The organism is uncultured Tateyamaria sp. (assembly GCF_947497045.1).
Taxonomy (GTDB): Bacteria; Pseudomonadota; Alphaproteobacteria; order Rhodobacterales; family Rhodobacteraceae; genus Tateyamaria.
Genome location: NZ_CANMEU010000003.1, coordinates 439,052 through 450,810 on the forward strand (window position 1 = coordinate 439,052; position 11,759 = coordinate 450,810).

Annotated in this window: 14 protein-coding genes and 1 tRNA gene; 3 read left to right on the forward strand and 12 right to left on the reverse strand. The window is 59.5% G+C overall.

Annotation, left to right across the window (positions count from 1 at the left end; all coding sequences use genetic code 11):
* Window positions 1–11 precede the first annotated feature (11 nt).
* From Q0859_RS08955 to Q0859_RS08980, 6 genes are all read right to left on the reverse strand, one after another.
* The gene (locus Q0859_RS08955; protein ID WP_299149949.1) at window positions 12–1,175 is read right to left on the reverse strand and encodes a cytochrome P450; all 1,164 of its coding nucleotides are present in this window, start codon (window positions 1,173–1,175) and stop codon (window positions 12–14) included.
* A gap of 39 nt (window positions 1,176–1,214) precedes the next feature.
* Window positions 1,215–2,402: a VWA domain-containing protein gene (locus Q0859_RS08960; RefSeq protein WP_299149951.1), complete on the reverse strand. Its 1,188-nt coding sequence runs from the start codon at window positions 2,400–2,402 to the stop codon at window positions 1,215–1,217.
* A gap of 1 nt (window position 2,403) precedes the next feature.
* Complete coding sequence (locus Q0859_RS08965) at window positions 2,404–2,574, reverse strand: apolipoprotein acyltransferase (RefSeq protein ID WP_299149953.1); 171 nt, start codon at window positions 2,572–2,574, stop codon at window positions 2,404–2,406.
* Window positions 2,575–2,609: 35 nt separating this feature from the next.
* Window positions 2,610–3,968, reverse strand: coding sequence for a DUF2927 domain-containing protein (locus tag Q0859_RS08970; RefSeq protein ID WP_299150210.1), 1,359 nt, complete (start codon window positions 3,966–3,968; stop codon window positions 2,610–2,612).
* Between the two features lie 5 nt (window positions 3,969–3,973).
* The gene (locus Q0859_RS08975) at window positions 3,974–4,432 is read right to left on the reverse strand and encodes a GNAT family N-acetyltransferase (RefSeq protein WP_299149955.1); all 459 of its coding nucleotides are present in this window, start codon (window positions 4,430–4,432) and stop codon (window positions 3,974–3,976) included.
* A gap of 196 nt (window positions 4,433–4,628) precedes the next feature.
* The gene (locus Q0859_RS08980; RefSeq protein ID WP_299149958.1) at window positions 4,629–5,468 is read right to left on the reverse strand and encodes a MoxR family ATPase; all 840 of its coding nucleotides are present in this window, start codon (window positions 5,466–5,468) and stop codon (window positions 4,629–4,631) included.
* A 184-nt stretch (window positions 5,469–5,652) separates the two neighbouring features.
* Between Q0859_RS08980 and dksA the strand changes: the two genes are divergently transcribed.
* Window positions 5,653–6,075, forward strand: coding sequence for an RNA polymerase-binding protein DksA (gene dksA / locus Q0859_RS08985; protein ID WP_299149960.1), 423 nt, complete (start codon window positions 5,653–5,655; stop codon window positions 6,073–6,075).
* A gap of 147 nt (window positions 6,076–6,222) precedes the next feature.
* Here the strand turns inward: dksA and Q0859_RS08990 are convergent, their stop codons facing one another.
* From Q0859_RS08990 to rocF, 3 genes are all read right to left on the reverse strand, one after another.
* Complete coding sequence (locus Q0859_RS08990; RefSeq protein WP_299149961.1) at window positions 6,223–7,074, reverse strand: hypothetical protein; 852 nt, start codon at window positions 7,072–7,074, stop codon at window positions 6,223–6,225.
* 206 nt (window positions 7,075–7,280) lie between these two features.
* Complete coding sequence (locus Q0859_RS08995) at window positions 7,281–8,327, reverse strand: ornithine cyclodeaminase (RefSeq protein ID WP_299149963.1); 1,047 nt, start codon at window positions 8,325–8,327, stop codon at window positions 7,281–7,283.
* 12 nt (window positions 8,328–8,339) lie between these two features.
* Window positions 8,340–9,260, reverse strand: coding sequence for an arginase (gene rocF, locus Q0859_RS09000; protein ID WP_299149966.1), 921 nt, complete (start codon window positions 9,258–9,260; stop codon window positions 8,340–8,342).
* Between the two features lie 105 nt (window positions 9,261–9,365).
* Here rocF and Q0859_RS09005 point away from each other — a divergent pair, with 105 nt between their 5' ends.
* Entirely contained in the window at window positions 9,366–9,791 is a 426-nt protein-coding gene (locus Q0859_RS09005; RefSeq protein WP_299149968.1) for an Lrp/AsnC family transcriptional regulator, read from the forward strand.
* On the opposite strand, the gene Q0859_RS09010 is transcribed toward Q0859_RS09005, so the two are convergent.
* Both Q0859_RS09010 and Q0859_RS09015 read right to left on the reverse strand, forming a co-directional pair.
* The gene (locus tag Q0859_RS09010) at window positions 9,788–10,246 is read right to left on the reverse strand and encodes a disulfide bond formation protein B (protein WP_299149970.1); all 459 of its coding nucleotides are present in this window, start codon (window positions 10,244–10,246) and stop codon (window positions 9,788–9,790) included. The genes Q0859_RS09005 and Q0859_RS09010 overlap by 4 nt on opposite strands.
* On the reverse strand, window positions 10,243–10,821 hold the full coding sequence (locus Q0859_RS09015) for a YqaA family protein (RefSeq protein WP_299149972.1): 579 nt from the start codon (window positions 10,819–10,821) through the stop codon (window positions 10,243–10,245). Before Q0859_RS09015 ends, Q0859_RS09010 begins: the two co-directional genes overlap by 4 nt.
* An 88-nt stretch (window positions 10,822–10,909) precedes the next feature.
* Between Q0859_RS09015 and Q0859_RS09020 the strand changes: the two genes are divergently transcribed.
* Window positions 10,910–10,995, forward strand: a tRNA-Leu gene (locus Q0859_RS09020).
* 425 nt (window positions 10,996–11,420) lie between these two features.
* Here the strand turns inward: Q0859_RS09020 and Q0859_RS09025 are convergent.
* Window positions 11,421–11,678, reverse strand: coding sequence for a hypothetical protein (locus Q0859_RS09025; RefSeq protein ID WP_299149974.1), 258 nt, complete (start codon window positions 11,676–11,678; stop codon window positions 11,421–11,423).
* Window positions 11,679–11,759 lie beyond the last annotated feature (81 nt).

Sequence of the window (11,759 nt, forward strand, 5' to 3'; positions counted from 1 at the left end):
GGCAAGCGGTATTATGCTTCCCAAGTAACGGGGACCCGCACAGGACCACGAAAGGCCCACCCGGCAAAGCGGACATCATCGGCCAAAGTCAGTCCCGGCAGTTGGTCAAACAGCATCGGCAGGGCGTGACCTGCGATCAGGGTGCGCGAGGCGGCAGCCCCTGCGCAGAAGTGCGGGCCAGCGCCGAAGGGGATCGCCGGGCCGGTATCGCGTGTGATGTCAAAGCGGTCGGGGTCGATGAAGTGTGCCGCGTCCCGACAGGCCGAGCCGAACATGAAAAAGATCAGCTCGTCTGTTTCGAAATCCACCCCGCAAGCCTGCCCATCATAAGCAACACGGCGTGGTGACATGCCGATGGGGGCGACAAGGCGGACATATTCGGCAAACACGTCCTCCCATGTGGCGGTATTGTCCGCGATCAGTGCATGCTGGTCGGGGTGGTGCAACACGGCCCATGCGGCCCCGGCAATTGCATCGCGCGGCTCGTTCTGGCCGCCGCCGATGATGACGCGGATGTTGCCCGCAATGGCGTCCACATCCAGCCCGGCCTGATCAAGAACCGAGATGATTGACAGGTCAGGCGCGGCGCGCAGGGCGGGCAGGCGTTCTTTGATCAGGTTGAGCACTTTGGCGGCGTGCGCATGGCCTTTCGCGTCTACATCCGCGTCGCGCTGGTAGTTGGCGGCGGCGTCCAGCATGGCTTGGCTTGTGGCGTCCATTTCTGCCGCGGCCATGTTCGTGAGGCCCGTCATCACCCGCAGCGCATCTGCCGAAACGGGCATCGCGAAATCGCGCACCAGATCGCAGCGCCCTCGCGGTTTCAGCTGGTCGATATGGCCCTGCACGATGGCGTGGAATTTCGGGGCCAGCACATCGCGCACCGTGCGTGGGCTGAGCGCGGGGAACAGCGCGCGGCGCTCAAACATATGCGCCTCGCCATCCTTGCGCATCATGTTGGGACCCATCACGCGGGTCAGGAGGCCATCGGGTTGGTGGCTGGAAAACAGGTCAATGCGTTTCTCTTCGCGGAACACATCATCGCGCCGGGTGAACAGGGTCGCCCCAAGTTCGGGCACGAAACAGACCGGCGTGGTGTCGCGCATCGCCGCAAGCGTCGGGTAGGGGTCGGCGTGAAAATTCGATGGGTCGATTGAAAAGACAGGTGCTGTGGACATGTACCGCAGATTAGAGACGCATTCTGGAACTGAACAGCCTTAGCGGGTCAGCGCCTTCATGCCCCGGCTCAACCCCTCAAGCGTCATGGGGACCATGGTGTCGGGGCCGAAAATCTCCTGGATCATGCCGATGGAATGGGTGTAGCCCCAGTATTTCTCGGGCACCGGGTTGATCCATAGATGTGAGGCCCATTGATCGCGCGCACGGGCCAGCCAGACCTGTCCGGCCTCGGCATTCCAATGCTCGTTTGCGCCGCCCGGATAGGTGATCTCGTAAGGGGACATACTCGCATCACCCACGAAAATGCATTTATAATCAGGACCATAGGTGCGCAGAACTTCGTGGGTGGGGATCTGTGCATCCCACCGCCGTCGGTTGTCGCGCCACACGCCCTCATAAAGGCAGTTGTGGAAATAGAAGTGCTCGAGGTGCTTGAATTCGGACTTGGCGGCGGAAAACAGCTCTTCGACGATCTTGACGTGCGGGTCCATCGACCCGCCAATATCAAGGAACAACAGCACCTTGACCGCATTGCGCCGCTCGGGCCGGGTCTGGACGTCGAGGTAACCGTGTTCGGCGGTGGCGCGGATGGTGCCGTTCAGGTCCAGCTCTTCGGCGGCCCCATCACGCGCCCACCGACGCAGGCGTTTCAGCGCGACCTTTATGTTGCGGGTGCCCAGTTCAACTGTGTCGTCCAGATTCTTGAATTCACGCTTGTCCCAGACTTTGGTGGCGCGCTGGTGGCGGGATTTGTCCTGCCCGATGCGCACCCCTTCCGGATTGTAGCCATATGCGCCAAAGGGCGAGGTACCCGCGGTGCCAACCCACTTGTTGCCCCCCTGATGGCGGCCCTTTTGCTCTTCAAGCCGTTTCTTCAGCGTTTCCATGAGCTTGTCGAAGCCACCTAATGCTTCGATTTCGGCGCGTTCCTCTGCGCTCAGGTGCTTTTCAGCCAGCTTCTCAAGCCAGTCCTGCGGGATGTCTACCGCCTCGAGCACCTGATCGATGCTGATCTGCTCAAGCCCGGCAAAGGTGGCGGCAAAGGCGCGGTCGAACTTGTCGATGTTACGCTCGTCTTTGACCATGGCGGTGCGGGCGAGGTAATAGAACGCCTCGGCATCGTAAGTCACCAGCCCCGCCTTCATGCCCTCAAGAAAGGCGAGAAATTCGCGCAAGGACACCGGGACCCCGGTTTTGCGCAAACTCTCGAAGAAGGGCAGGAACATCTCAGGTGCTCAGGATGCGGTCGATTGACACAGTGATAATTAACCCGACGACCACAAAGGCCAGCGCGTAGCCCGTTGCATATTGCGCAATGTCGAGCCGGTTGCCACCGCGCTTGCGCGCCGTCATTCCACCGATAATCGCCCCGAGGATCGCGGCGGCCAATACGATCATTTATCCTTGCCTCTCAACTGCTTGGGGCGGCAAGTTTATCCATTCAACGGGTTCAGCGACGAGATTTCGCGCAGTTTGGCCCGGACCGCCCAGTCTGGGCCAAATCCGTATCGTGCCCACCCAAGGCTGTCCAGCCTGACCGTGCGTGCCTCGGCCGAGCGGCCTTGCAGATCAAGCGCTTCGGCACGCAATAAAAGCAGGGTCGACAGGAGCGCGGCGTTCTCATTCAGCGCGGCCTCGTCAATATGCGGGCTCAGAAGTACGATTGCTGCGTCGCCGTCGCCGCGCGTGATCGCATAGGCGGCCAGTTGGGTGGCGACATAGGCGCGGTGCAAATCGGCCCCCTGGGTAGCTGCGTAATACTGGTCGGCAGCACGGAAATGGGTCTGGGCGGCCTTGGGATCCGTGGACAACAACAAGCGACCGTTGGCGTAATGCGCAAAGGCGCGGCGGTGATCTTTCCAGCCCATGGCCTGCGCGATCTTGAGCGCACGGTCGGCGGCGGCGCGGCGGGCAGGTTGGGTGGCACCGGGGCCGAGTGCTGTTTGCACGGCCTGGCTCCAGGCGCGGGGGGTGCGGGTCGCGTATTTTGCGGGCAGTTGGTCGCCGCGCGGATTGATGCGCCCAAAGATGGCTGGAAGGCGCTGTGCCACCTCGCCCCGTGTCATGCCGGAGCGCAGTTCGGGCGCATAATAGGCCCGCAGCATCATCATATCAAAGCCAGTCAGGACAGTGTGCACATTGTCGTCGTTGAACACGGAGTCCGGCAGGCGATAAAGGTCGTTGAGCGGGCCGATGGCTTGGGCCAGTTCCTCGTGCAGGCAGTCGCGCACCTCTTGGGGGCTTGCGTCATTGGGCAAGAAGATCGCCAGTTGCTTGCGGGTGCGCAGGTTGGTCCAGCTGGTGCGGGCACTGCGGCGGTTGGGCTTGTATTCGGAAATGGTCGTGATGTTGGGCACCACGAAACAGGCGGCATGGGGCAGGGCGCGCCGGATCTGGGCACGGCTGACCGCCTCGATGGTGATGTTGGGGGTGCTGCCGGGAGTGGCGGCATCAATGTCAATGCCCGCCTCGGTGCGCAAACGGTGCATCAGGCGGCGCAGGTCAGGCCCGAGGGATGCAGGTGGTGCGCCCGTGACCTGGACCGAAATCGGCCCTTCAAATCGGGTGAACACAGGCAACTCACGCCCCGATTCAAGTTGAAAGCTCAACTCGATGAAATCCAGTGCCAGATCATTGTTGGACCGGATCGGGACCGCAGGGCGCGGCGCGCCGAAGGTTTTCATCGGGGGCAGATCGCTGATCTGGGGCAAGGCGCGGGTGGGGGTATCCCCCGGCGTGACAGGAACGCAGGCGTTCAGCAACAGCACCATCGGCAGGACAAAGCGGCGCATACGGTTCATGATGCGCGTTCGTATTTGATGAAGGGTGTCAGGTGGCCGATGCGATCATAAAGCTGGCGGGCCTGTGTGTTGGACTCTTGCGTCATCCAATAGACCGAAGGCGCGGCGTTGGCGTCCGCCGTGGCATAGACCGCTTCGATCAGACGGCGTCCGACCCCCAGACCGCGCACTTCGGGAATGGCATAGAGGTCTTGCAGATAGCAGACGTTTTCGACGCGCCAGCCGTGGCGGTGAAACAGGAAATGGGCGAGCCCGACCAGCCTGCCGTCCAGCTCGGCCACGAGCCCGTTGAAGTCATGCGGGTTGTCGCCAATCAGGCGGACAAAGGATGTCTCGAACACCTCTTGCGAATGCGAGGTTTCGTAAAACGCGAGGTAGGCCGCCCACAGGTCGTTCCATTGCGGACGGTCCGCCAACGAAAGTGGGCGCACAATAAGTGCGTCTGATAAGGTCATTTATACTGCCTGCCTGCCTTTTAGCATTTTGGATGCGGGTGTTTTCACCTCTCATCAAGGTCAGGGTATGGAGCATTTCAGGCAAAATAAAGACATTTTATCCACAGCCCGCCACAGCTATGGCGGGCATGGGTGTGCTGTGACCGAAAAGCCCCGCCTTTCGATCAAACCGGTCCGGTGGTGGGCAGATATAGCGTCAGCGCTGGCCCCGGGCCATAAAGGCCAGCCGCTCAAACAGGTGCACGTCCTGTTCGTTCTTGAGCAATGCGCCGTGTAGCTTTGGCAATGCGCTTGTGCCATCCGCTTTGAGGTCCTCGGCGCTCAGGTCCTCGGCCAACAGCAGTTTAAGCCAGTCGAGTACTTCGGAGGTCGACGGCTTTTTCTTGAGCCCTTGCTGGTCGCGGATCTCGAAAAACCGGGTGAGGGCGGTGGTCAGCAGCGCCTCTTTGATGCCGGGGTGATGGACGGCCACGATCTGTTTCATCGTGTCCATGTCGGGAAAGCGGATGTAGTGAAAGAAGCAGCGGCGCAGGAAGGCGTCGGGCAGCTCTTTTTCGTTGTTCGAGGTGATAATGACCACGGGGCGGTGGCGGGCTTTGATGGTTGCGCCCGTCTCGTAGACAAAGAACTCCATCTTATCGAGTTCCTGCAACAGATCGTTGGGAAACTCGATATCGGCCTTGTCGATCTCGTCGATCAGCAGCACGACCTTTTCGCCCGCCTCGAAGGCCTCCCACAGCTTGCCCTTCTTGATGTAGTTGGACACATCATGCACGCGGTCTTCGCCCAACTGGCTGTCACGCAACCGGGACACTGCGTCGTATTCATACAGCCCCTGTTGGGCGCGGGTGGTCGATTTGATGTTCCACTCGATCAGGCGCAAACCAAGGCTGCGCGACACCTGCTTGGCTAGTTCGGTCTTGCCGGTGCCCGGCTCACCCTTGACCAACAGGGGGCGTTCCAGAGTGACGGCCGCGTTGACCGCAATGGTCAGGTCATCGGTGGCCACATAGGCGTCGGTGCCTTGAAATTTCATTTGGGTTCACCCTGTTGCACAACTTTGTTCATGGATATGCTTTTAGCCAACCTGAGATGGGATTGTGTAGTGACAATCCTCAAACCCTCCGATAAATGCAGCGGCAGAACACCGGTCGGGGCGGTGTATCCGAGACCTTAGGGGACCGTTGATGGCAAGCATCAGTCGAATTGAGGGGGACCAAATGAAACAGGAAGTGTTTTTACCGGATGATTACCGTCCGGCCGAGGACGAGCCGTTTATGAACGAGCGGCAAGTCGAATATTTTCGTCGCAAGCTGTTGAACTGGAAATCCGAGTTGCTGGCTGGCAGCAAGGATACCATCGAAGGGTTGCAGGACGGCACGCGCAACATTCCAGACGTCGCGGATCGCGCGTCTGAAGAGACGGATCGCGCGCTTGAACTGCGCACCCGGGACCGTCAGCGCAAGCTGGTGTCCAAGATCGACGGCGCGCTGCGCCGCATCGATGAGGGCGAGTTCGGATATTGCAACGTGACCGGCGAGCCGATTTCGCTCAAGCGTCTGGATGCCCGGCCCATCGCGACCATGAGCCTCGAGGCGCAAGAGCGTCACGAGAGGCGCGAGAAAGTGCATCGCGACGACTAGATCGCAGTCACGCAGGTGAACGCGATAAGTGGCAACGATGGTTCGGCAAGACCCATCAGTCACACCCTTCGTTCAGTCACCGACAAAGTAAGGCGCATCCATGATGCGCCTTTTTTGTTTGCAGAAAGGTCAGCGCGATAACGGGTGCTATTTCGCCCCGTTCATCATCGCAGCCATCGCCTGATGGAATTCGGCGTAGGTCTTGAACGTACGGTCCGCTTTTCTCAACTGTTCTTGCGCTGCTTTGAGCGCGCTAGCTGTCGACATACGCTCTTCCTTTGCGTAGCCGAGCTTGCTGTATTGCGGGAACGCGCCTGTCAGTTCCTTGAAAATCTTCGGCAAACTGTTCTTCAGATTTTGCGCATGGATCGGCACATTGTACTTTTTCTGAAGCGAGACGAGACCTTTTTCAAACCGTGACAGAAGTTCGGGAGCCACTTTGCCGGAGCCATCCAACTGCCCGTCGAGCGCCGCCGTCAGTTTCTTGAGGTCGACGGTGGCAAGGCTGACATCCTTTTGAATGTTCTCGCAGGCTTTGGTCATTTTGCGCGCTTGTGTGTCCAGCTTTTCCAGTTCTTTCAGCACCAGCGCCTGCGTTTTGTCGCGTTCGTTGTTGAACTTTTCAAACTGCTTGGCCTCTTCCTTCTTCGCCTGCTCCTTTTTGGCGTCCATCTTGTCCGCGTTCTTGAGCAGCGAGAGAGCGATCTGTTCGAGCTTGCGGATTTCCTTCATGTAGGCGGCGCACAGTTGCTTGGTATGCGACTGGAGCTTGGTGCACTTTGACTCCGCCTTGCCCATCGCCTCGTAGAGTTTGCCATACGTTTCCACGATGGCCTTCATCTCCATCATGCTGGCATATGATGGATCACCCGATGGTGGAATATTGTAGGCTTTCAGCTTGTTCATCATCTTGGCGACGCCACTGCCCGAGCAGAAGGCAGAGCGGTGATCTTGCCAGAACTTTGCGGTGAAGCCCTTTTTGGGAATGTCCTTGATCACCGATTTGGTGTTTTTGTCGTCTAGCGTTGGCATGGCTGCGGATGTACCCCTGTGACTGGTTTTTTCTTTGATGTGGAAATCCGGGCCCCGTCACAGTGTCAAGCGACCCCAATTTCCAACTGTTCGTGGTCGAAAAAGCCATCTTTGGGCGCGCTCCGTCAAGGCTTGAATGCTGGCCTCGCAGAATGCCTCAACGTAAAGTGCCGTCAGAGCTTTGCCCGGCCCAACATTCCAAACAAATCCCGCGGATCATCCGGGTCGGCCAGCAGGTCGAGCGGGTGAAAGAACGCTGTCCCCGCGATCCGGTCGCGCACAAAGCGCAAGGCCGAGAAGTCCTCGATGGCGAAACCGACGCTGTCGAAAATGGTGATCTGCTTGTCCGACGTGCGCCCGGTGCGTCGACCTGCTAGCACTTCCCAGATTTCGGTCACCGGGTGGTCTTCGGCCAGTTGCTGGATATCGCCCTCGACGCGGGTTTGGGGCGGGTACTCCACAAAGATGTCGCCGCGTTCCAGAATGGCGGGTGCGATTTCGGTCTTGCCCGGGCAGTCCCCGCCGATGGCGTTGATGTGCACGCCCGCGCCGACCATGTTGTCGGTCAGGATCGTGGCATAAGCCTTGTCGGCGGTGCAGGTGGTGAGGATCTGTGCACCCTCAATGGCTTCTTCGGCGCTGGTGCAGGAGGTCACGTGCAGACCGGTGCCATTAAGGTTCGCCGCACATTTCGCCGTCGCAGCCGGATCAATGTCATAGAGCCGCACATGGGTGATGCCCGCAATCGCCATCATTGCGAGGCTCTGGAACTCGGATTGCGCTCCGTTGCCGATCATCGCCATGGTTGTGGCCCCTCTGGGGGCCAGCGTCCTGGCCACGAGGGCCGAGGTGGCCGCCGTGCGCAGCGCCGTCAGCATCGTCATTTCGGTCAGCAACACCGGGTATCCGGTCTCGACATCTGCCAGCAGCCCAAAGGCGGTGACGGTCTGAAGGCCCTCGGACGTGTTCTTGGGGTGCCCGTTCACGTACTTGAACCCGTACGTCTCGCCATCCGAGGTCGGCATCAGCTCGATTACCCCTTCGGCAGAGTGGCTGGCCACGCGCGGGGTCTTGTCAAACAATTCCCACCTTTTGAAGTCGTCCGCGATATAATCGGCGAGGCCCCGCAGCATATCAGACACGCCCACGTGGTGGATCAGTTGCATCATGTTGTCGACAGAGACGAAGGGCACCAGGGCCTTGTCGGAAGGGGAAAGCATGGGCATCATCCTTTAGTAGGCGCGGGTGGGGCGGTCGAAAATGCGGCGACCGAAGGCAGAGGCGGTGAGGTCCACCATCACTTGTGCAGTGCGTCCGCGTTCGTCCAGAAACGGGTTCAACTCGACCAGATCAAGCGAGGTCAGAAGGCCGCTGTCGCAAATCATCTCCATCACCAGATGACCCTCACGCATGGTGGCCCCACCGGGTACGGTGGTGCCGACGGCAGGCGCGATGGAGGGGTCGAGGAAATCCACATCAAGTGAGACATGCAGCAGCCCGTTGGCCTCCGCCACCCGTGCCAGAAACGCGCTCAGCGGTTTGGCAATGCCGTGTTCGTCGATATGACGCATGTCGATATAGGTGACGTCGCTGTCCTCAAGGGCGGCACGTTCGGCCCCATCGACCGAGCGCAACCCGATCATGGCGATCCGATCATGCGGAATGGGATGTGCAACCTCGGGAAAGCCTTCAAACCCATCCCGGCCGGTCAGATACCCCATGGGCGTGCCATGCAGATTGCCCGAGCCGGTCGTCGCGGGCGTGTGATAGTCCGTATGTGCATCAAGCCACAGCACGAAAAGCGGGCGGTCCTGATCCGCTGCATGGGCGGCAACCCCGTGCACGGTGCCCAAGGCCAGCGCGTGATCTCCGCCCATGAAGATCGGCAGCGCGGTGGCGCAGGCGTTGCGCGCGGCCTCTGACAGGGCTTGCGTCCAGGCAATCGTTTCCTCAAGCGCGTGCAGGCGTTCGTGCGGTTTGGCCTCGAACGGGGCAGGGCTCACGTTGCCTGCATCCGTCACGTGATGGCCCAGATCGCGCAAGGCTGTGTCCAGACCTGCCGTGCGGTAGGCATCCGGTCCCATCAGGCATCCCCGGCGGCGTTTGCCGCTGTCCATCGGGACGCCGATCAACGTGATATCGGTTTGGGTCATGGGAGGCTCCTGTTGCTTTGAGAGGGATATCTGCGCGGAATGTGACGTAGACAAGCGATCAAATTGATCATATCGACCAGTCATCATGCAAAATGGATAGGTGAAATGGACGAAACGGATGCACGGCTTATCTCGGCGCTGCGCCACGATGCGCGCGCAAGCCTGTCGGATTTGTCGCTCAGCCTTGGGCTGTCACGCACCACGGTGCGCAGCCGCATCGACAAGTTGAAGGCGCGGGGGGACATCCTCGGTTTCAGCGTCGTGTTGCGCGAGGACACGCTGCGCGACCCGGTGCGCGGGTTGATGATGATTGGGATTGAGGGGCGTGGAACCGAGCGGATCATCCGCCAGCTTCAGGGGATGAGCGAGCTGCGCGCGGTCTATTCCACCAATGGGCGGTGGGATGTGATTGTCGAAATCGGGACCGATACGCTGGAAAGTTTTGATGCGGTTCTGTTCCGCATCCGCGCCCTTGACGGGGTGGTGGCAAGCGAGACGTCGCTGCTGCTGTCGACGCGCAAATCGGCCTAGCGGGCGCGCAGGGCGGCGATCCAGAGGCCCGCAAGAACCAGCGAAAGAACCATATTCCAACCCGCCATGCTGAGCCCTGCAAACTGCCAGGCTATGTCATCACAGCGGATCAACGGAGCGGCCATGATCTGATCAAACAGCGCATTCGCATCCACGCCGCCGACGGCACCGGAGGAGCAGGAGCTTGGCCCCTCCCACCAGCCTTGTTCGACGCCGACATGATAGCCGCCGATCCCGGCAGTCGCCAGGGCCGCCAGTGCCCCCAGAGCGAGCAGGGTGGGCAGGGGCACGAACAGCGCCGCAGCCCCCAGAAGGATCGCGACCACATGCGGATAGCGTTGCCAGATACACATCTTGCAGGGCGCAAGGCCGCCGAGATGTTGAAAGGCAAACGCCCCAAGCAACAGCCCAAGCGACCCAACTGCGGCCAGAATTGTCAGTGTCTTGCGATTCACATCATGCCTACTGCGAAAAATCCGGCGATCAGGATCGCGACGAACAGGGTGAACATCAAGCCCAACCGACGCTCAATGAAATCACGAATGGGTGCGCCAAATTTCCATAGCAGGGCGGCCACGATGAAAAACCGCAGACCGCGCGCGATGATCGACGTCACGATGAAGGTGGCCAGCGGCATGCCTGTCCAGCCCGACATGATGGTGATGACTTTGTAGGGGAAGGGGGTGATGCCTGCGGTCAGCACCGCCCAAAAGCCCACATCATTAAAGCGGGTGCTGAACTCGGCCATCGAATCCGTCTTGCCGAGGGCCGCAAGGATCGGCTGGCCGAGGGTTTCGAAGGCCAATGCGCCGATCGCGTAGCCCAGCAACCCACCCAAAACAGAGGCGCACAAAGCCACCCCCGCGATCAGCCATGCCCGGTGCGGTGCCGCCAGTATCATCGGAATCATCAACACATCCGGCGGAATCGGAAACATCGAGCTTTCAATAAAGGCAACACAGGCCAGAACCCACAGCGCGCGGGGATGATCGGCCCATCCCATCGTCCAGTCATATAGTCGCTTTATCATATAGGCGGGCAGACCATGCAGATGGGCACAGGTCAAGACGGTTTGCGCTTGCCCCGGTTGTGGCAACTCGCTAATCAGGCGCTCTGAGGCCCAAGTGGCGGAATGGTAGACGCAGGGGATTCAAAATCCCCCGCCTTTGCGGGCGTGCCGGTTCGAGTCCGGCCTTGGGTACCAGCCTCACCAAAAAGTTCTGTGGCGTTTTGATGCGCGTGCAACCCCGCATGACGGACGCTTTGCGTGTTTAGTTGATCCGCTTGATGTTCCCGCATAGGTTGGGCGATTTCCCGCCGTAATGGCATTGAGGCATTGACTTTGGGATGGGCCGATTCGCGAAATGAGGCGGCGATGAGGCAAAACCTGCATCAGTTTGAGTAAATTTTTGGTATTGGTCATAAATCGTGAACACAATCTGACGGATTTATGGCGGCAATCGGGTCAATACGGTGCCGCTTGATTGTTTCGGCTCCGGAAACCGGGTGATGTGTCGGAGATCGGGCAAATAACCGCTTACCCCTTTGTGTTATTAGGAAATGTGCGGCTCTGCGCCGATGGATGAATTTAACATAAGCGGGAAATCGCTACCAACGGTTGCGTATTGTTCACATCTGATGCCGCATGGTCACTTTGGCGTGCAAAAAGTAGCGCCATTTTTCAAACATTTTTTCCTTTTTTTGAAGCTTCTGTAAACGTAAGACGACATGGCCCAACTGGGGGGCGATGTCTGAGGTCACGGGGGCGACCGCACAAAAACGTACCGACAGGTGCGAAGAGTGTGTTCGCTGCGTAGCTGGTGAATGCAAACCGCGATATGTGCGCTGACGCAAGTTCGGCGCCGGATGGTTTTGCATGAACATCATTCTTCCTCTCCTTTGTTCGTACGTATGTGCTGGTCGCCCAGAATGCCGTCACATTGCTTTTCGAGGGTAACGAGTGAGTGG